Source organism: Microbacterium sp. 22215, assembly GCF_052045655.1.
GTDB lineage: Bacteria > Actinomycetota > Actinomycetes > Actinomycetales > Microbacteriaceae > Microbacterium > Microbacterium phyllosphaerae.
In genome coordinates this window covers 60,748-80,301 of record NZ_JBQEPC010000013.1, presented here as the reverse complement: position 1 = coordinate 80,301, position 19,554 = coordinate 60,748, and the positions used below count along the sequence as shown (strand labels likewise).

The window sequence follows — 19,554 nt, the reverse complement described above, 5'->3', positions numbered from 1 at the left end:
TTCAGGTTCCGGATCCGGATCCGAGCCGGATCAGGGGAACCGGATCCCGATCAGGGGAACCGAGCCCCGATCGTGGGTGTCGTGGATCCGAGGATCGTCGCGACGATTCCCGGGAGAGCCCTCGCCGAGGCGGTCGCACCCGCGAGCAGCCTTCCCGAGGTGTCCGTCACCTTGCGGCCCTCGACCGCGGTCGAGTTGGCGTCCTGCCCTGTCGTCGTGCGGTAGTTCGCCCACGTCGTGAACACGTACGGGTTCACGTTGGCGGTACCGCGCGACCAGATCACGAACCAGGTCGGTGCCGCAGCGCTGTTGCGCTGGATCACGTTGCCATCCGAGCGGATGTTGAGCTGGGCGGGCGTGTACCGGTGGGTGTAGTCCTCGACGCAGTACGTGCAGTTGCCGGCACTCTCGCCGATGACGTTGTTGCCCATCGAGATGTCGCGGATCAGCCACGGCATCGTCGGGTCCGGGAACGGACGTCGGGCGTTGTGCCCCGGAACGGACGCATCCGTCGCGCTGCGGCTGTCCTGCACGATGTTCACGGCACGGTCTCCGCCGATGATCGTGTTGTTCCACAGGTTCACACCACCGGTGTTGTTGATCTTGACGCCGTTGCCCACATTGCGCAGCACGAGGTTGTTGACGAAGTCGATCTTCTGCGACAGCTCGAGGAAGGCGCCGGCGCCCTTGTTCTCGATGATGTCCGAGCCGGAGATACGCACGTCGTACACCGACTGGTCGAGCCAGATTCCCGGCCCGTCGTTGCGCAGCAGCGCGGAATCGGTCACGGTGACTCCGCGGGACTTGGCGATCTTCACGCCACCCGACACGGGCGAGGTGTTGAAGTGCTCCGCGTTGTTCTCGACGGCCAGAAGGTCGTCGATGACGAGAGCATCCGCGTAGTTGGCTCCGAGCCCCATGAGGCCGTTGCGCGCCAGCGTCACATCGCGGACCGTCGCGTTCGAGGCGCCGACGAAGAGTCCGGTCGAGGCGGTGTCGTAGATCACGACGTTCTCGATCGTCGCCTTCGGGGCCTCGACCGTCACGGCACCCATCATCCAGACGGAGGTCGCGTAGTTGCGGATGCCGATGCCGCGGACGACCGCCCCCTCGCCTCGCAGCGACAGCGCCTTGGTGAGGGTGGAGGTCTTCACGGAATGCCCCGTGGGGTCGCTCCCGAGGTAGAGACGGTCGTTCGCGACGTCGGTGAAGAAGGTGCCGGCCTTGAGGTTCGCGAGCGACGCGACCTCGACCTGGGCGACGCCGTCGATCCAGACCTGCTCCGGGTGAGCGGCCATCGGGTGCGCGGCGTTGAGCCACCGCCATCCGGCCGCCGTGCCGTCAGCCTCGCCCTTCGTGAACGACGGGGTCGAGTCGAAGTCGTACTTCCAGTCGGCGCTGAACCAGCGTCCGCTCGAGGCCTGCCAGTTCTTCAGTGTCGACGCTCCGTCGAACCACACGGATTCTCCGGGGTACGACTGGATCGTGAGCTTCTTGCCCGCGGGGATCACGACGGACTCGTGATAGGTGCCGCCGCGGAGCACGAGAGTCGAGCCGGATGCCGCACTGTTGACCGCGGACTGCACCGTGGCGAAGGGCGCTGCCTGGGTGCCCGTGCCTGACGCCGCGCCGCTGGGGCTCACGAACAGGGCACCGGCCGGCACCGCGTACGTGGTCGTACCGACGGCAGCCGCGCCCGCGGCGGTGCGTGCACCGCTCACGTTCCAGGCGGGTGCTCCACCCGCCGGGGTGGCGGGAGTCGTCGGAGTGGTCGGAGTCGTCGGCGTCGTCGGCGTCGTCGGAGTGGTCGGCGTCGTCGGAGTGGTCGGCGTCGTCGGCGTCGTCGGCGTGGTCGGAGTGGCGTCCTCTTCGTTCGAGGCCACCCGGAGGTCGTCGAAGAGAACGCCCAGCGCGGGGGTGCTCCTCGAGACGTAGAGCCGCACTCCTGTGCGACCGTCGGCCTTCAGCCGCTTCGCCGCACGGTCGGTGACGGAGAGCTTCCAGCTCGTCGGCTTGGCTCCGACCGCGCTCACGCGTGCGTCGATGGTGACCGCGTCGGTGCCGGCAAGGCGCGTCTCGAGCACGAACGGAACTCCCGCCTTGACGCGGAGCTCAGGCACCCAGGTGTAGCCGAGGGTCGTCTGCACTCCTGCGTTCACGCGGAGGGTCTCGAGGAGGACGACTCCCTTGGGATCGACGCGCACCTGGGTCTGGTAGAAGCCGTCGGCGGTGAGCCGCGACTGCAGGCTCATGTAGACGCCGGAGCCGGACTTCGGCAGCTGCGGCAGGGTGAAGGCGGTCGACTGGGTCGAGTCGCCGACAGCGACACCCACAGGGCGGGCGGTCACGGTGGCGCCCGGCGCGGCGGCGTTGAGCTTCGCCGTGCCGTTCGCCACCGAGACCGATGCGACGGGTGAGGCGTCGTAGGTCGTGCCGTCGGCGGCGGAGCCGAGGCCCGCTTTCACGGTGCGATCCATGGAGTCCTGGACCAGGACGACGTCAGTGGTGTCCGCCGCAGCGGGGGCGACGACGGCGAAGGGTAATAACAGCGCGGATAAGGATGCGATCAGGGGGAGGGTATTTTTACGCATGGGGGAGGGTCTCCGATGTGTTTCTCGTCACTGCAGGGTCGGGTAGGCAGCGTCGACATCCGGCTTCGGTGGCGGATGATGGTAGACCATAGCCTGATTTCCCTGGGCGGTTCCTGAGGATTTGCTGATATCGATTGGATAACTGTCAGCGATCGGAGGGTTCTTCCGGGTCAGCCGAGCGCAGACATCTTCCGGAACCATATGGCCAATGCGGCGCCCAAGTACAGAGCCGCGGCGAGGGCGAGAAGGCTGTATACCAGCATGAACGCGGGCGGCCAGCCCCACAGCACGAACGCGAAGCAGAGCACCCCATAGTCCGTGGGGAGCCCCAGCAGAGAGCGCCCGAGGGAGAAGCCACCGGCCTGCGCTGCCTGAGCGACCCCCTTCTTGCCGCGCAGCAGGTCGTTCAGGATCATGCCGAAGAAGGTCACCGTCGAGATGACGGCGAAGCCGAGCGGCACCAGGAGCCAGAGGTCCGACGGCAGCGGGAAGAACCGGTACCAGCCGATGGCCACCGCGAGCGGGAGAGCGACGAGCTTCGTCGAATCGAGGACGTGGTCGAGCCATTCGCCTGCGAGCGAGCCTCCTCCACGGAGCCTCGCGACCTGGCCGTCTGCGCTGTCCCAGGCATACCCGACCGCGAGGAGCAGCCAGACGATGATCCCGAGCACGATCGACGGCGGCACCGTCGCCAGGAGCACGATCCCCGTGAAGGTGAACGCCGCGCTGATCAGAGAGACCTGATTCGGCACGAGTCCAGCGGTGAAGGCGCCGGCCGCGATGACCCGGCCGACGGGACGGTTGATGAAGACCGAGTACGCAGGAGCCCCGCGTGCACGCCCCTTCTGGGCGGCCGCGAGGCTCCGGTACGAATCTGCGAAAGTCAGGGCGTCACTCCTCGTGCTCGGAAGTCGTCGAATGTCAGGGTGTACGGAACGCTGGTGAAGCCGGATCCCGCATAGGTCGAGATCCCGACGTACCCCGCGGTCTGCAGTGCTGCGGTGGAATCGGTCGTTGACAGCTGCCAGGCAGCCGGCTCCGTGGTTCCCGCCGCCCAGATCTTACTCCGGAGCGTCGTCGTCCCCGTGCCGAATGCCTGCACCCGGACGTTATATACCGTTCCTGCGGTGAACGTGAAGCCCGCCATGTTCTGCGAGACCAACGCCGTGCCACCGCGGGCGATCTGCGCCGTCACCGATCCGTCGGCACCGATCAGCCACCGCGCCCGGTAGTCATCCGACCCGACGACCCGAGCGAGAGCCGCGACGTAGACGCGTGCTCCGGCCGGCATCGCCGGCGCGGTCACGGTGAACGTCAGATCCGTGCTCGTGGAGGTGGCGGAGTTCAACGATGCGGTGCGGGTCTGCCCCGCCGCCTGCGTCGTGAACTTCGCCGCCCCGTTGTCGATGGCGACGTTCGCCGCGCCGCTCGTCTGGGTCCAGACACCGCCGGTCTGGGCCGTCCCGAGCGTGCCGTTCGCCCGACCGAAGTCGTCGGCGGCGAAGGCCGCGCCCGCCGGAGCGACCACCGTCACGGACTTCGTCACGGTGTTCACCGCGCCGAGGTTGTCGGTCACCGTCAGCGTCACCGTGTACGTGCCCGCTGCGGCATACGGGTGCGAAGCGGTCGCCCCGGTGGCGGTCGACCCGTCACCGAAGTTCCACGCATACGAGGCGATAGAGCCGTCAGGATCCGTCGATGCCGTGCCGTCGACCGCGACCGTGAGATCGGTCGGAGTCGCCGTGAACGATGCGACGGGGTTCTGGTTGGCCGGAGCAGCCGTCACCGTGACCGCCTTCGTGACCGTCCCGGTTGCACCCTTGTTGTCCGTGACCGTCAGCTTCACCTGATACGTGCCTGCGGCAGCATATGCATGCGCGGCGGGCGTGACACCCGTGGCCGTGGCTCCGTCTCCGAAGTCCCAGGCGTACGAGGCGATGGTGCCGTCGGCGTCGGTCGAGATCGTTCCGTTCACCGTGGCCGAGAGCCCGCTCACCGAACTGGTGAACGCGGCGACCGGCGCCTGGTTGGCGGGAGGCGTCGGGCCGCCCGTCGTGGATCCTGCCCAGAAGTTGTCGAACCGGGTCTGGAACGGCACGTTGGTGACGGAGCCGCCGAGGTACACGCCGAGCCCGACGTGTCCGGCCGACTGCAGACCCGCGGTGGAGCTCGTCGTCGACGAGGTCCAGTTCGCGGGCTCGGCCGTGCCGACCTTCCACACCTTGGCCCTGATCGTCGTCGGCGAGGTGCCCGTGGCCTCGGTGCGCACGTGCAGTGCGTCACCGGCGCTCACGGTCAGACCGGTCGACGCGGTCGTCAGGACGGTCGCGGTCTGCTGCAGCTGCAGCTGGACCCCGCCGGTCGGCGAGACGATGACCCGCGACCGGTAGTCCTCCGTGCCCACACGACGTGCGGCCACCGTGTAGTACGCGCTGCCCCCGGTCGGGAGCTGCGGCAGCACCACGTCGACGTCCACCGCGGTGTCGGTCGAGGAGACGTCCGTGAGGTACGCGTACCGCTGCGCTCCCCCGGCCGGCTGCTGGAATGCCGCGTAGGCGCCGCTGACGAGGTAGTTGGATGCCGTGTTCGACAGCGTCCACGCTCCCCCGGTGTTCGCGGTGCCGAGGCCGCTCGCCACGGTGCGGTTGAACGAGTCGGTGGCGTAGGTCACCGCTCCCACCGGTGCCGTGACCGTGATCGACGCCGTCTTCTGCGACGTCGCTCCCTCGTCATCCGTCACCGTGAGCGTGATGGTGTACGTCCCCGCTGCCGCGTACGTGTGGGTCGCGGTCTTGCCCGACCCTGCCGCCGTCCCGTCACCCCAGTTCCACGAGTAGCCGGCGATCGTGCCGTCGGTGTCCTGCGAGGCACTCGCGTCGACATCGGCCTTCAGGTCGGTGGCGGCGGAGGTGAACGAGGAGACCGGCGCCTGGTTCGCGACGGCTTCGACGATGGCCGTCGACGTGCCCGTCGCACCCTTGTCGTCGGTGACCGTGAGGGTCACCGTGTAGGAGCCCGCGACCGCGTAGGTGTGGGTCGCCGTGGCTCCGGTGCCCGCAGGCGTGCCATCGCCCCAGTTCCAGCTGTAGCTCGCGATCGTGCCGTCGGCATCCGCGGAGGCGCTCGCATCGACCGCGAGGCCGAGCTTGGTCACCGCGTTCGTGAAGCTCGCCGTCGGGGCGATGTTCGCGGGTGCTCCCGTGGTTCCCAGCGCGTAGTGCTGCGAGACGGTCGTTCCGGAGAGCGGCGACAGGTAGACGGCGACCTCGTCGATCGATCCGTCGAACTCCCAGTCACCCGGACCCCACGTGACGTCGCCGCCCACGTGCCAGTACCCGGTGTAGTCCTGAGCATTCGTCTGCCCGTTGGACCCCTGCTCCACGCCGTCGACGTAGAGGCGCATTCCGGTGGCGCCCTGCGTGGCGACAACCTGGTGCCACTGGCCGTCGTTGTACGACGCGGAGGTCTGCAACGTGTCGGCGAAGCCGACCCAGACTCCGTAGATGAGCTTGCCGTCCGGTGTCATGTAGACGTGACGGTCGTAGCCCGACGAATTGCCGTCCGGGCTGTTGCCGAATCCGATGATCTTTCCACCGGTGGTCGTGCTCGTCTTGAACCATGCCTCGAGCGAGTACGAGCGGGGGTTCGTGTACGAGTTCTGGCTGATGACCTGGCCACCCTCGAACGAGGCCGCCTTGTTGCTCACACCCGCGAGGGCTCCATCGGCTCCCTTGCTGACGCTGCCGAAGTAGGTGCCCTTCTGGTTGTAGCCCGAGGCATCCGCTGCGGTGCTGCCCGTCGACTCACCGAGTCGCCAGTACAGCGCGGGGTCTGCGGCGTAGACGGCCGCGCCGTACGCGTCAGCCGGAGCGGTCGATCCCTCGAGCTCACGACCGGATGCCGTGTAGTGCGAAGCCACCTGCTCGCGGGTCAGCGGGGCGCCGTAGATGGCGACGTCGTCGATCTGACCGGGGAAGAAGGCTGCTCCCGACCACGGGCTGTCGCCTCCGACTCGCCAGTAGCCGTTGTACGCCTGCGCCGACGTGACGTCGGTGCGCTGGGCGACGCGGACGCCGTCGATGTAGAGCACCATGCCGCCGTCGCTCAGACCGGCCGATACGTAGTGCCACTGCCCGTCGTTGAACGCGCTGGCCGAGCTGATCGTCTGCGACGAACCGGGGTAGACACCGAAGGTGACCTGTCCGCTCGGCTCCATGTAGACATGGCGGTCGTAGCTGCCGGAGGTGCCGGTGGAGCTGTTGCCGAAGCCGACGATCTTTCCACCGTTGGTGGTGGTGGTCTTGAACCACGCCTCGATGCCGAACGTGTTCGGGCCGGCGATCGCCGACGTCGTCGAGGCGAAGCCCTCACCGGAACCGTCGAAGCTCGACGCGCTGCGCGAGTCCGAGAGCATGGCGCCGGTGGTTCCTCGGGTCACGCCGCTGTGCACGGCGAGGTCGGATGCTCCGGCCCAGTCGTACGAGAGCGTGGCCGACGAGTCGTCGAGGGGCCAGTAGCTCAACGGTGCGTCATCGAGCACCGCGGTGCGGTATGCGCTCGGGGCGGCGGATCCGGATGCCGTCACGGTCGTCGTCCCACCGAGGATCGAGTGTCCCTCGTTGTCGGTCGCACGCACGCGGTATGTGTACGTCGTGCCGTTCGTGACGGTGGTGTCGACGTAGGCCATGGGTGGCAGTCCCCAGTCCGCAGACTTCGACCGCACGTTCTCATAGGTCTTGACGACCACGTTGTCGCGGAGAACCTCGTACTTCAGGTACTCGCTGTCGCGGTCGTAGTTGAGCGGCCAGCTCACGCGGATCGATCCGCCGGTGAGGGCGATCGACGAGGCGGGCCAGGCCGTGTTCCAGAGGATCGGTCCCTGCGCGTTGGGCGCCTTCGACGTCACCGCGAAGCGGGCGAGACCCTGCTGACCGGTGTTGTTCACCCGGGTGAACTCACCGCCGTAGACCAGGTATTCGCTGTTGGACGAGACCGACCAGGGTCCCTGCGAGGCGCCGCTGGCGGTGCCGGTGTTGAAGCTCGGGAACCAGTGCAGCAGCTTCGGTGCGGGGTTTCCGCCGAAGTCGTAGTATCCGAGGTTCAGTCCGTAGGGCGTCGTCCGCGCGACGTCCTTCGAGACGGCGAGACCGCGGTAGAAGGACCAGGGGTCGCTCTGCGGGAAGCCGTCCTCGAGGCTGCCGCAGTAGTGCGAGTGTCCGGCCGCGTACACGGTGTCGCCCATCGGCTCCACGTCGTACTGGTCACCATGGCAGTCATTGACCCAGACGAGGTTCCCGCTCGACCACGATGCGCGGAAGGAGCCCTCCAGGTTGCCGCCGGCGCCGAACACGTAGCCGGTGCCGTAGATGTCGTCGCCCGACGACTTGAGCGAGAGGATCGCCGCGTCGAGTCCGGCGTTGCGGATGACGTTGTTCGCCGAGAACGGCAGCAGCGAGGCATCGGATGCCGAGACCATGGCCAGGCCGTAGCCCGGGTTCGAGCTGCCGTTGAGAGTCTGGAAGTTACCGCCGAGAACCACCTTGTCGCCCGCGGGAGAGACGGTCACGACACGACCCTGGCGGCCTTCGAGCACCGGGGCCCAGGGCAGCAGAGCGCCGGCGCGGGTGAACGCCGCGGCGCCGGAGCGGTCGTTGCCGGAGACCCGACCGAACGTACCGGTGATGTACACGGTGTCGTTGGTCGCGGCGACACCCGAGGTGACGCCGTTGGAGTTCGGGTTGAACGTCGAGAGCGTGCCGCTAGGCAGATCGAAGGCTGCCACGCGGTTGCGGGTCTGCGTGTTCACCGTGGTGAAGTCGCCGACGATGTAGAGACGCGTGCCGTCGGGCGAGGCCTCGACCTGACGCACCTGGCCGTTGATCGACGGGGCGAACGACGCGATCAGCACACCGGTGCGGATGTCGTAGGCCAGAAGGTTCGACCGGGGGGTCTCGTTCACTCCGGCGGCGGCCCCTGCGGGCCGGGCGCTGGTGAACTTGCCCGCCGCGTACACGACGTTGCCGACCACGGCCTGATCCCAGACGATGCCGTTGATCTGCACCGTCGGCAGCGAATCAGCGGTGACCGTCGAGGCCTCTCCGGCCGGTGGACTCACGTCCGCCTGCGCGGGCGACATCGTCACCAGCGATCCGAGTGCGACGGCGAGCGTCACCGCGATCGCGATCAATGCACCGCGTCCGCGGCGTCCCCAAGACATTGCTGTAGTGCCCATCGTTCATCTCCCCAGATGATGGACCGTTCGCGCTCAACCCCTACATTGGCACCGAACGATAACTCCCCAGTAATCCGTCGTCCGACGGCAGCGACCTAAGGTCGAGGGCCGACGAAGACGACGTTTGGCACAGCGGCCAATATATCGACGATAACACGCACGTCCCCGTCAGGAGAAGAGGGAACTGCAAACTGGAATACTGCGTCCGCGCTGGCGCCGGCCGCGATGGACGACGGCCACACCGATGTGCCCTCGCCGGTGAGTCCGGCAGCGGGCAGGCGGTCGTCCCCTCCATAGGTCAGGGTGACGTTGGCCCCCGCGGTGTCGATCGCCTTCTCCGACCCGTTCGTCAGCCGGACGGTGACCTGGATGGCCGGGCCGCTGGGCTCGCCGGGGATGTCGTTGCCCGCGGTGATCGACTGGATGTCCGTGACCTCCGTCACGACCCCTTCCACGGCAGGAGCCGGCTCGTCGAGCGGCACCTCCTCGCCGTCGTCGGGCTTGGCCACACCGTCGGTGGCACCGGGAGACGGCGTCTCGAACTCGGTCGGCTGCGGCGTCGGCGTCGCGCCGGGGCTCGTCGACGCGCCCGGGTCGGCCTGGTCGGAGCCGCTGTTCGCGAGCACTCCCCACACGATCCCGCCGATGAGGAGCACGGCGATCACACCGATGAGCGTCCAGCCGCGCCAGCCCATCCGCCGCCGCGGTTCCGTCTGCGAATCCGCCATGGTTCCCCTCCTCCACCCACCGGTACTCCGCGTCGAGGACGGGAATATTCCGCCATTCTAGGTCAGACTCGCCTGCCGGGAACGGCGCCCCTCGACCGCGTCGAAGCGGGGGCCCGTCGGGTCGTCCGCATGTCTCGACCTGTGGGTGAGCAGCGACGCCACTGTGAAGAAGAGGATGAACGCGGTCGCGCTGTCGACGAGACCGCTCTCCGTCACCGAGCGGATGATCACGAGGGTCAGCAGGGGTGCGACGAGCCAGCGCCGCCGCGACGAGATGAGTGCGCTCGCGACGCACCACACGATGAGCGCCGCGATCAGCGCGGTGCCGATGAGGCCCGTCTGCGCGAGCAGCGATGCCCAGCTGCTGTCGAGCACCTGCTCATCGCGCCACTTGATGTCGACCGGGATCTTCTTGGCCGACAGGCCGATCCCGATCCACTTCTGCCACTCGCCCCAGTCCCACCCGAGCACCACCCGCCACACGTCGAAACGGGAGTCGAGGGCCGTCGAGGTGTCGTTCGAACCGGCTCTGGTGGCGAGGCTGCTGAACACGTCGGTGAACGACGCGATCGCGTAGCCGAGCGGCAGGATGCCGATCAGCATGTACAGCACACTGCGATCCCGGATGCCGTTCACGAGCACGGCGACCACGATGCCGACGACGATCGCGAGCAGACCCGTCCTCGACCCACTGGCGACCGCGATGCCCACCAGGACGACGGCGGCGACCAACCTCCACACGCGGATGCCGTTGCGGAGCATGAGCACGACCAGACCGATGATCGGCGCGGCGACGAGACCGGCCAGCTCGTTCGGGTGGATCTCGGGGATGCCGCCGCCCAGGCGTCCGGTCGACGCGAGCGACGGCACGCCCGTGACGGCCGCCACCACTGCGACCGCCGCCATCGCGGAGAGCAGGCAGGCGATGCTCGTCACCCACGGGACGCACGTCAGCAGGAGGAGGATCGTCGCCATCACGACGAACATCCGTCCGACCAGCACGATCGTCGAGGAGTCGTTGCCGGCGAGCACGGAGCCGAGCACGCTCACCAGGAGCACGACGGCGATGACCCCCGCCGGAGCGAGCCCGACGGCGACCCTCTCTCGGGTCCTCGCCGCGAAGGCGAGCGTCGCGCCGAGCGCGATCACGGCGATGAGCGCCTTGGCGATCACCACGGCATCCACTCCACCGCTGTAGATCGTGGCGCTGCGCCAGGGGATCACGCTCACGATCAGCAGCACGTAGAGACCGGCGACAGCCGTCACGCGGGCGGTGCTGGGATGGTGCGCCGACTGCTGCCGAGGCTGACGCGCGAGGTCAGTCGGAGCGGACATGCGAGGCCCCCGTGCCCGCGAGAGCGGGGTCACGGTCGGAGACCCGCCAGGACTCCGCGATGGAGCCGAGGGACTTGGGCCCGGTGTGGAGCATGACCACGCCGATCGGACGGACACCCATGACGCGCAGGCGCGTCGTGACGGCGACGAGGTCCGTCGCCGAGGTGGCGTTGTGGCGGACGTTGATGATCACGCCCGCTCCCGGTCCCACCAGCTGCTCGATGAGCGCGGACGCTCCTGGCTCGACGATGACGACGACGACGTCGAAGTCCTCGTGCATCGCGGTGACGACATCGGGCAGCTCCGTCACGAGCCGCTCGAGGGCGATGGCGGCGTCCGCGACGAAGATCGCGTTCCCCTCTTCCCCGTCGGCGATCGACTCGCCGTCGAGAACCTCGTTCAGCGTGTGGCCTCGTCCGGTCACATGCGTCTCGCGGGTGTCGACCACGCACGCGGTCGCGCCGATCAGGCGCTGCGCCTCGAGCATCCCGGCGATCGCGTCATCGTCGATGGCTCCGTCCGAGGCGGGGACCACGATCTGCGTGCGCATCCCGCCGCCGGCGAGGGCGACGAGGTTTCCCGCCGCCTCCTCGTACGCGACGATCGCACCGGTGTTCGACTCGGGATGCAGTCGGCTGCGCCGCGGGATCTGACCGATCACCGGCAGACCCGACGAGCGCCGGACATCGGAGATCGTGCGGAGGCGCCGGTTGGTGGTCGTGCGATACACCGCCACGATGGCGCCGAGGGCGAGGCCGGCGATGCCGCCGAGACCCGTGATGGCCGTGACCTGCGGAGAGATCGGGGCGAGAGGAGCGACGGCGGGGAGCACCTGGTCGAGCGCGACCTTGTACCGCGCGTCGTCCTCGTCGTTCTCCGTCTCGCCGATCAACTCCGAGAGATGCGTGGCCGCCGAGTTGGCGATGTCGGTCGCGAGCTGCGCGGTCGGCGCATCCGCGCGCACGATGAGCAGCACGGTGTCGGCCGTGTTCTCGGCGGAGAGCATCCGGCGGATGTCGCGGTCGGGGTACTCGTCCTCGTCGAGATCGAGATCGTCGCGCACGGCGTCGATGACCTCGGGGCTGTCGACGAGCGGCGGGTACGACTTGATGCGCGCCAGGCTGAACTGGTTGCGCTCGAACAGCGACGCCTCGGTCGAGTCGACGCGCAGCAGCAGGGTCGACGTCGCCGCATAGGTCTCCGGGAGCAGCTTGGTGACGAACCACCCCATGCCGGCACCGAGCACCGCGAGCACGACGATGACGACCCATCCCTCGCGCAGGATACGTCCGTAAGGGACATCTTCCATCGCCAACCCCCTCAGTCGAAGACAGGGCCTAAACCTATCATTGGCCGCTTCGAGCCTTTACCGCGCGGTGCCCTCCGGCCGACCACCCGACGAGACCAGCCATCGGAGGCCGACGCCGCCCAGCATCGAGGCCGCGGCGAGCGCGAAGGGCAGCGTCGACGGGTGCGCTCCGAGGATGAGCATGACGACCGCCGCGAGGACCGCGAGGATCGTGTCGGAGAGCCTGATCAGGAACACCGCGATCTGGCGCCCCCCGACCGCGCCCAGGGCGCCGTAGGGAGTGACGATCGCCACGGACATCCCGTAGGCGAGCCAGGCGATGACCGCCAGAGGATCGACCTGGACGTCGAAGAGCAGCGGACTGACCCAGGGGATCAGCACCACGGCGATCACGCTCATGAGCAGCGTGCCGATCACGAGGAACACGACGACCCGGTCGGCTTCGCGGACGGAACCGGCCGTGCCCGCCTTGTGCTGGTCGGCGAAGCGCACGAAGAGGAACGACGACAGCCCGCCGATCACGAGGATCAGCGGGGAGGTGTAGGTGCGGGCGGCCTCGAGCAGACCGACGGCGGTGAGACCGGCCCCGGCGAGCACGAGCAGGCGCAGCACGGTGAACAGGCTGGGGCGCAGCACCTGCTGAAGCCCGCGCCACATGCCGTATCGCCAGACCGCGGCGATGTCGGCGCCGCGGAGCCCGACGAGGTGCCTGTCGTCTCGCGGCACGAGGAACCAGCCGATGATCGTCGCGACGATCTGCCCCGCAGCGATTCCCCCGAGGAAGGCGGCGAGCGACAGCGTGCCCGTGAAGTGGACGGTGAGGATGATCGCGAGAGCGACGAGGAATCCGGAGAGGTCGGTGATCGCGGTGCGCACGAACGACATGTGCGCGATCAGCATGCGACGGACGATCTCCTCGACCGCGAACGCGGCGAGAGCGAGAGCGAACAGCGCCGACTCCCAGACATCCGAGAACCCCGTGAGCCAGGCGATCAGGAAGGATCCGATCGCGAGCACCACGGAGGTCGCGAGCAGCATGGCCTCGAGGCCCGCCCTGATCGAGCGCTGCGACCGCTCGAGGACGACGAGCGAGTCGCCGACGAGGCCGGTGACCACCGCTGTCGCGACGATCACGACTCCGTACAGGATCGCGAAACGGCCGTACTCCTCGATGCCGAGCAGTCGCGCGACGAGGATCTGCAGAAGCAGACCGATGCCCGCCTGCGCCGCCTGCGCGATCACGGCCCCCAGAGCCTTGCGTTTCATGTCGCCTCCCCGCCTGACATCCTCGCACGCGACTCGACGCGATAGAGTCGTGCCGTACGACTGTGGGGGTCGTCGTGGACGGCGAGGGGAAGTCGTCCTCTGTGTGACGCCACCATGGACATCGACGTTTCCACGAGGGGGATCATGAAGGGCATCATTCTGGCGGGGGGCTCGGGCACCCGCCTGCATCCGATCACGCTCGGAGTCTCGAAGCAGCTCATCCCGGTGTACGACAAGCCGATGGTGTACTACCCGCTGTCCACCCTCATGCTCGCCGGCATCCGCGACATCCTCGTCATCACGACGCCGCACGACGCCGCGCACTTCGAGCGACTGCTCGGTGACGGCTCGCAGTTCGGCATCACCCTCACCTTCGCGCAGCAGGAGTCTCCCGACGGGCTCGCGCAGGCGTTCACGATCGGCGCGGACTTCATCGGCGACGACAGCGTCGCCCTCGTGCTCGGAGACAACCTCCTCTACGGTCCGGGCCTCGGCACGCAGCTCAAGCGCTTCGCCGACATCGACGGTGGGGCCGTCTTCGCCTACTGGGTCGCCGAGCCAGAGGCCTATGGCGTGGTCTCCTTCGATGCGGACGGCCAGGCCGTGTCGCTCGAGGAGAAGCCGAAGAACCCGCGGAGCAACTACGCCGTCCCCGGCCTCTACTTCTACGACAACGACGTGATCGAGATCGCTCGCAACCTCGCTCCCAGCCCGCGTGGCGAATACGAGATCACCGACGTGAACCGTGAGTACCTGGAGCGCAAGAAGCTGCAGGTCGAGGTGCTCCCCCGCGGAACCGCCTGGCTCGACACCGGGACGTTCGACCAGATGACGGATGCCGCCGACTACGTGCGCACGATGGAGCGCCGCACCGGCATGAAGATCGGAGTGCCGGAAGAGGTGGCGTGGCGCCAGGGCTTCCTGACCGACGACGAGCTGCGCTCCCGCGCGGAGGCGCTCGTGAAATCCGGATACGGCTCGTATCTGCTCGCACTGCTCGAAAGAGGCCGCGCATGACCCGTCTGCTCGTCACCGGCGGCGCCGGTTTCATCGGCTCCAACTTCGTCCACCATGTCGTCGCGCACACCGATGCGCACGTCACCGTGCTCGACAAGCTGACCTACGCCGGCAACCGCGCCTCCCTGGCGGGTCTCCCCGACGATCGCGTCGAGCTGGTCGAGGGCGACATCGCAGACGCCGAGCTCGTCGACTCGCTGTTCGCCGGTGTCGACGCCGTGGTGCACTACGCGGCGGAGTCGCACAACGACAACTCGCTGCACGACCCGCGCCCGTTCCTCGACACGAACATCATCGGCACCTACACGCTGCTCGAGGCGGCGCGCAGGCACGAGCGCCGATTCCACCACATCTCGACGGACGAGGTCTACGGAGACCTCGAGCTCGACGATCCGCAGCGCTTCACCGAGAGCACGCCGTACAACCCGTCGTCGCCGTATTCGTCGACCAAGGCGGGGAGCGATCTGCTCGTGCGCGCCTGGGTGCGCTCGTTCGGCGTGCAGGCGACCATCTCGAACTGCTCCAACAACTACGGTCCGTACCAGCACGTCGAGAAGTTCATCCCCCGGCAGATCACGAACGTCATCCGCGGCATCCGCCCGAAGCTCTACGGGGCGGGCCTCAACGTGCGCGACTGGATCCACGCGGACGACCACTCGTCCGCCGTGCTGACGATCCTCGAGAAGGGCGTGATCGGTGAGACCTATCTCATCGGCGCCGACGGCGAGAAGGACAACAGGTCGGTCGTCGAGCTGATCCTCACGCAGATGGGCCTGCCCGCCGACGCGTACGACCATGTGACCGACCGCGCAGGTCACGACCTCCGCTACGCGATCGACTCCACCAAGCTGCGCACCGAGCTCGGCTGGCAGCCCCAGTACTCCGACTTCGAGTCGGGACTCGCGTCGACGATCGACTGGTACCGCGCGAACGAGGACTGGTGGGCGCCCTCGAAGGACGCCACCGAGTCGTTCTACGCGGCCAAGGGACAGTGATGACGGCGTTCGGCAAGGCGCTCACGGTCACGCGCACCCCGATCCCGGGACTCCTCCTGGTCGATCTGCCCGTGCACGGCGACTCCCGCGGCTGGTTCAAGGAGAACTGGCAGCGCGAGAAGATGGTCGCCGCAGGTCTGCCCGACTTCGGCCCGGTGCAGAACAACATCTCGTTCAACGACGCGATCGGCACCACCCGCGGCATCCACGCCGAACCCTGGGACAAGTGGGTGTCGGTGGCGACCGGACGCATCTTCGGCGCGTGGGTCGATCTGCGTGAGGGCGAGACCTTCGGCGCGGTCTTCACCGCCGAGATCGACCCGTCTCGCGCGATCCTCGTGCCCCGGGGTGTCGGCAACTCCTATCAGACGCTCGAGGCGGACACGGCGTACGCCTACCTCGTGAACGATCACTGGTCGCCCGACGCCGAATATTCCTTCCTCAACCTCGCCGACGAGACCGCCGCGATCGACTGGCCCATCCCGCTCGCCGATGTCGAGATCTCGGCCAAGGATCTCGCACACCCCCGTCTCGCCGACGTGACGCCGATCGGTCCTCGCCGGACTCTGGTGATCGGGGCCTCCGGTCAGCTCGGACTCGCACTGCGCGATGCTCTCGGCGATGCCCCTCACATCGAGTACACGACCCGCGAGACCTTCGATCTCGGCGCCTCGGATCTCGCGAACGCCCGCCGCTGGCGGGACTACGGCACCGTCATCAACGCCGCCGCCTACACCGCCGTCGACGTCGCCGAGACGGCGGAAGGGCGCGCCGCAGCCTGGGCGGCGAACGTCACCGGTGTCGCCGCGCTGGCCCGCATCGCCACCGAGAACGGCATCACCCTGGTGCACGTGTCGAGCGACTACGTCTTCGACGGCTCGAAGCACGGCGCGTATGCCGAAGACGACGCCGTGAGTCCGCTCGGCGTCTACGGTCAGACCAAGGCCGCCGGCGACGCGATCGTCGCGACCGTGCCGCGCCACTTCATCGTGCGCACCTCGTGGGTGATCGGCGAGGGTCACAACTTCGTGCGCACCATGGCGTCGCTGGCCGAGCGCGGCATCGCACCTCGCGTGGTCGCCGACCAGATCGGCCGCCTGACGTTCACCGATGACCTCGCCTCGGCGATCGCCCATCTGCTGTCGACCGATGCGGCGCCCGGTGTCTACAACGTCACGGGATCGGGCGAGCCGCGGTCGTGGGCCGACATCGCCCGCACCGTCTACCGCGTCACCGGCCACGATCCCGCGTCGGTCAGCGACGTCACGACGGCCGAGTACTTCGCCGGCGTCGAGCGTCCTGTCGCGCCGCGGCCGCTCAACAGCGTGCTCGACCTCAGCCGCATCGAGGCGACGGGGTGGACGCCGCGAGATGCGGATGCCGCGCTCGAGGCGTACCTCGTCGACCGCGTCGGCTGACGATCAGAGCTCGCCCGGTTTCATCGCCTCGGCGTCGATCGCCCGGATGACGCGCAGGGCGGCCGTGTCGGGCTTCGGCTCGCTCATCTGGCCGTGCGTCTTGGAGTGCCGCTTGGGCGCGTACACGACGAGCGAGTGGAAGAGGAAGCGCGCGAAGAACGCCACGATGAGCGACAGCCCTGTGGCGAGCACGCTCGAGATGTGCCACGTCTCGACCATCAGCGCCATCACCGGGATGCGCAGCGCGGCCTCGACGTTGTTGAACGTGAAGGATGCGGCGAATCGACCGCCCAGACCCCGCGCATCCGTGCGCATGTCGGCGAAGACGAACCGCTCCTGCAGGATGAAGTTGCCGATGATCGTGATCTCGGCGCCGATGATCGCCGCCCAGATGTAGGGCACGCCCGCCACCGTGAGCAGCCACATGATGCCGAGATTGGCCACCGCTCCGATCACGCCGATCATCGCGAAGAGCGACATCTTGCCGAAACGCAGTCTGGCCAGGTGCGCGATGAACGTGGTGCCCTGACGGAAGCTGGCCTTGGAGGTGCCATGCCGCCGCTCGCCGAACTCCATGGGCACCTCGGCGATGCGCAGATCGGTGCGGGCGAGGATCTCGAGCAGGATCTTGAAGCCCTGCGGCTTGAGGGTCGCGAGATCGAGGCGGCTCCGGTCGACCAGGAAGAACCCGGTCATCGGATCGGTGCTGCGCGCGAGCCGGATCGGGAACATCGCGCGCGTCAGCCACGTCGCCGCCCGGGAGACCCCGAAGCGCACAGCCGTGCCGAGACCGCTGGTGTCGCCGCCGCCGATGTAGCGCGAGGCTGCGACGACGTCGGCGTCGCCCTCCTCGTGGCGGCGCAGCAGGGCGGGGAGGAGTTCGGGCGGATGCTGCAGGTCGCCGTCCATGACGATGCAGATCTGCGCCGCCGCGGCCTCGAGCCCGACGACGACCGCTCCCCCGAGTCCTCCGGTGTTGTCGTCGCGATGGATCACCCTGACGGGGAGCGGGGCATCCGCGGCGACCCGCGCGACCTCGAGGGCCGTGTCGTCGGTGCTGTCGTCGACGAAGAGGATCTCGGCGTCGTAGGCGGCGAGCGCGGCCGCGGTGCGAGCGACGAGCTCGGCGACGTTGTCGCGCTCGTTGAACGTCGGCACGATGACGGTGACCGGTGTCCCCACGAACCATCCCCCTCGCGTGCGCCTGCGATTGCTGACTGCTCCATAGTTCCATGTGTTCCTATGGGCACGGAAACCGTCTCCTGCTAGACTGCCCTGATGCGGCTGTGGGAGTCGCTGGGCGGATGGGGATCCGCCTCTGGGGAATCACTGATCTGGGGAGATCATGGGGACGCGTATCGGCTATGCCGTGGGTGCTTTCGACCTGTTTCACGTCGGGCATCTGAACCTTCTTCGTCACGCCAAGCAGCACTGCGACGTCCTCGTCGCGGGTGTCGTCAGCGATGAGATGCTGCGGCAGGTGAAGGGCATCGAGCCCGTCATCCCGACCGCAGAGCGGGCGGAGATCGTCCGCCACATCTCGTTCGTCGACGACGTGTACGTCGAGACGACTCCGTCGAAGATGGATTCGTGGCGAGACGTGCAGTTCACGCACTTCTTCAAGGGCGATGACTGGCGTGGCACCGAGAAGGGCCTGCGCCTCGAGCGCGAGTTCGCCGAGGTCGGCGTCGAGGTGGTCTACTTCCCGTACACCGCGCACACGTCGAGCTCGTCGCTGCGACGCGCGCTCGATGCGATCACCGCCGGCGCCACCGCCGTGGGCGCCCCGGCGCTCGCTTCGCGCTGACTCCGTCGCGCCCGCGCCCTCAACGACGCGGGCGCGGGCGTGACGGGTGGGCGCGCACGCGCGACGCGATCATCCGGACACCCCGAGCAGACTGCGCGCCATCCGCGCCACATGGGGCGGGGTGTGCGCGCCGAGCCAGACCGTCCACTGCAGTGGCGGTTCTGCACACGTCCACTCGACGCACCACGAGTGCACGGCGTTGGCGAGCCGTTCGCCCTTCGCATGCTGCCGTGCGCCGTCGCCGCGCAGGAGCCAGCGCACCGATACGCCCCCGGGCACGTCGATGTGTCGGAACTGGATGCGCGCGGCGGCCTCGATCAGGATGACCCCTTCGGCGTCCCACGGCATCCGTGCCGCGATGGCGGCGATCGCCCCGGCGTCCGTCGAATCACCGGCGATCAGCACGACCCCCTCGATGTGCTCCCAGTCCGGATCCTCGAGGTGCTCGCAGGCGTTGTTCATGGCCCCAAGTATAGGTAAGGCTACCCTTATCCAGCAATGGTCGATGAGCGATCATGGACGACCACAGGTCATCTCGGCGCCCGCCCAGCCACACGGCTCTACCCTGGATACATGACCTCTCCTGCAGAATCCGCGATCACGCTGTTCGGCGCCGACTGGTGCCGCGACTGCATCCGCACCAAGAAGCAGCTCGACGAACTCGGTGTCGAGTACACCTACGTCGACCTCGTCGCCGACCCCTCGGCCGCCGATGTCGCGAAGGAGATATCGGGACGCACGAACATCCCCGTCGTGCTCTACCCCGACTCCTCGCACCACGTCGAGCCGTCGAACGCCGACGTCGAGTCGAAGCTGCGCGAGCTTTCCCTCATCTGACCCCGCTGCGGGCTCCTCG

14 protein-coding genes are annotated in these 19,554 nt (G+C 68.1%); 5 read left to right on the top strand and 9 right to left on the bottom strand.

The features are described from left to right. Positions 1–50: 50 nt before the first annotated feature. The 7 genes from ACTJKH_RS17210 to ACTJKH_RS17180 all read right to left on the bottom strand — a co-directional run bounded on the left by ACTJKH_RS17210 (position 51) and on the right by ACTJKH_RS17180 (position 13,461). The gene (locus ACTJKH_RS17210) at positions 51–2,591 is read right to left on the bottom strand and encodes a right-handed parallel beta-helix repeat-containing protein (protein WP_440737920.1); all 2,541 of its coding nucleotides are present in this window, start codon (positions 2,589–2,591) and stop codon (positions 51–53) included. A 170-nt stretch (positions 2,592–2,761) separates the two neighbouring features. Beyond that, positions 2,762–3,343 (bottom strand): CDP-alcohol phosphatidyltransferase family protein, encoded by a 582-nt coding sequence (locus ACTJKH_RS17205; RefSeq protein WP_307803548.1) that lies wholly within the window; start codon positions 3,341–3,343, stop codon positions 2,762–2,764. 131 nt (positions 3,344–3,474) lie between these two features. Further along, complete coding sequence (locus ACTJKH_RS17200) at positions 3,475–8,808, bottom strand: PKD domain-containing protein (RefSeq protein WP_440737919.1); 5,334 nt, start codon at positions 8,806–8,808, stop codon at positions 3,475–3,477. Positions 8,809–8,918: 110 nt separating this feature from the next. Continuing rightward, entirely contained in the window at positions 8,919–9,551 is a 633-nt protein-coding gene (locus ACTJKH_RS17195; RefSeq protein ID WP_210096944.1) for a hypothetical protein, read from the bottom strand. Between the two features lie 57 nt (positions 9,552–9,608). Continuing rightward, on the bottom strand, positions 9,609–10,886 hold the full coding sequence (locus ACTJKH_RS17190) for an O-antigen ligase family protein (RefSeq protein ID WP_440737918.1): 1,278 nt from the start codon (positions 10,884–10,886) through the stop codon (positions 9,609–9,611). Beyond that, positions 10,870–12,195, bottom strand: a complete 1,326-nt coding sequence (locus ACTJKH_RS17185; RefSeq protein WP_440737917.1) for a hypothetical protein — start codon at positions 12,193–12,195, stop codon at positions 10,870–10,872. The genes ACTJKH_RS17190 and ACTJKH_RS17185 overlap by 17 nt, the downstream gene beginning before the upstream one ends. 57 nt (positions 12,196–12,252) lie before the next feature. After that, complete coding sequence (locus ACTJKH_RS17180; protein WP_440737916.1) at positions 12,253–13,461, bottom strand: lipopolysaccharide biosynthesis protein; 1,209 nt, start codon at positions 13,459–13,461, stop codon at positions 12,253–12,255. A gap of 144 nt (positions 13,462–13,605) precedes the next feature. Here ACTJKH_RS17180 and rfbA point away from each other — a divergent pair, with 144 nt between their 5' ends. The 3 genes from rfbA to ACTJKH_RS17165 are packed head-to-tail and all read left to right on the top strand — an operon-like array spanning position 13,606 to position 16,891. Next, positions 13,606–14,478, top strand: a complete 873-nt coding sequence (gene rfbA / locus ACTJKH_RS17175) for a glucose-1-phosphate thymidylyltransferase RfbA (RefSeq protein WP_440737915.1) — start codon at positions 13,606–13,608, stop codon at positions 14,476–14,478. Next, positions 14,475–15,473, top strand: coding sequence for a dTDP-glucose 4,6-dehydratase (gene rfbB, locus ACTJKH_RS17170; protein ID WP_210096939.1), 999 nt, complete (start codon positions 14,475–14,477; stop codon positions 15,471–15,473). The genes rfbA and rfbB overlap by 4 nt, the downstream gene beginning before the upstream one ends. Next, positions 15,473–16,891 (top strand): sugar nucleotide-binding protein, encoded by a 1,419-nt coding sequence (locus ACTJKH_RS17165; protein WP_440737914.1) that lies wholly within the window; start codon positions 15,473–15,475, stop codon positions 16,889–16,891. Before rfbB ends, ACTJKH_RS17165 begins: the two co-directional genes overlap by 1 nt. Before the next feature lie 3 nt (positions 16,892–16,894). Here ACTJKH_RS17165 and ACTJKH_RS17160 read toward each other — a convergent pair whose 3' ends face one another. Next, positions 16,895–18,073 carry a glycosyltransferase gene (locus ACTJKH_RS17160; RefSeq protein ID WP_440737913.1) on the bottom strand — a complete coding sequence of 393 codons (1,179 nt, stop codon included), beginning with the start codon at positions 18,071–18,073 and terminating at the stop codon, positions 16,895–16,897. Positions 18,074–18,236: 163 nt separating this feature from the next. On the opposite strand from ACTJKH_RS17160, the gene ACTJKH_RS17155 reads away from it, so the two are divergent. Beyond that, a complete protein-coding gene (locus ACTJKH_RS17155) occupies positions 18,237–18,698 on the top strand; it encodes an adenylyltransferase/cytidyltransferase family protein (protein WP_210096936.1) in 462 nt (153 codons plus the stop codon). A 69-nt stretch (positions 18,699–18,767) separates the two neighbouring features. On the opposite strand, the gene ACTJKH_RS17150 is transcribed toward ACTJKH_RS17155, so the two are convergent. Further along, positions 18,768–19,160 (bottom strand): SIP domain-containing protein, encoded by a 393-nt coding sequence (locus ACTJKH_RS17150; protein WP_440737912.1) that lies wholly within the window; start codon positions 19,158–19,160, stop codon positions 18,768–18,770. A gap of 111 nt (positions 19,161–19,271) precedes the next feature. Between ACTJKH_RS17150 and ACTJKH_RS17145 the strand changes: the two genes are divergently transcribed. Further along, positions 19,272–19,535: a glutaredoxin family protein gene (locus ACTJKH_RS17145; protein WP_210096934.1), complete on the top strand. Its 264-nt coding sequence runs from the start codon at positions 19,272–19,274 to the stop codon at positions 19,533–19,535. Positions 19,536–19,554: the final 19 nt, after the last annotated feature.

Coding starts and splice junctions, on each gene's coding strand:
- ACTJKH_RS17210 (WP_440737920.1), bottom strand. CDS start 2,591: ATGCGTAAAAATACCCTCCCCCTGATCGCATCCTTATCCGCGCTGTTA.
- ACTJKH_RS17200 (WP_440737919.1), bottom strand. CDS start 8,808: ATGTCTTGGGGACGCCGCGGACGCGGTGCATTGATCGCGATCGCGGTG.
- ACTJKH_RS17195 (WP_210096944.1), bottom strand. CDS start 9,551: ATGGCGGATTCGCAGACGGAACCGCGGCGGCGGATGGGCTGGCGCGGC.
- ACTJKH_RS17190 (WP_440737918.1), bottom strand. CDS start 10,886: ATGTCCGCTCCGACTGACCTCGCGCGTCAGCCTCGGCAGCAGTCGGCG.
- ACTJKH_RS17185 (WP_440737917.1), bottom strand. CDS start 12,195: ATGGAAGATGTCCCTTACGGACGTATCCTGCGCGAGGGATGGGTCGTC.
- ACTJKH_RS17180 (WP_440737916.1), bottom strand. CDS start 13,461: ATGAAACGCAAGGCTCTGGGGGCCGTGATCGCGCAGGCGGCGCAGGCG.
- rfbA (WP_440737915.1), top strand. CDS start 13,606: ATGAAGGGCATCATTCTGGCGGGGGGCTCGGGCACCCGCCTGCATCCG.
- rfbB (WP_210096939.1), top strand. CDS start 14,475: ATGACCCGTCTGCTCGTCACCGGCGGCGCCGGTTTCATCGGCTCCAAC.
- ACTJKH_RS17165 (WP_440737914.1), top strand. CDS start 15,473: ATGACGGCGTTCGGCAAGGCGCTCACGGTCACGCGCACCCCGATCCCG.
- ACTJKH_RS17155 (WP_210096936.1), top strand. CDS start 18,237: ATGGGGACGCGTATCGGCTATGCCGTGGGTGCTTTCGACCTGTTTCAC.
- ACTJKH_RS17150 (WP_440737912.1), bottom strand. CDS start 19,160: ATGAACAACGCCTGCGAGCACCTCGAGGATCCGGACTGGGAGCACATC.
- ACTJKH_RS17145 (WP_210096934.1), top strand. CDS start 19,272: ATGACCTCTCCTGCAGAATCCGCGATCACGCTGTTCGGCGCCGACTGG.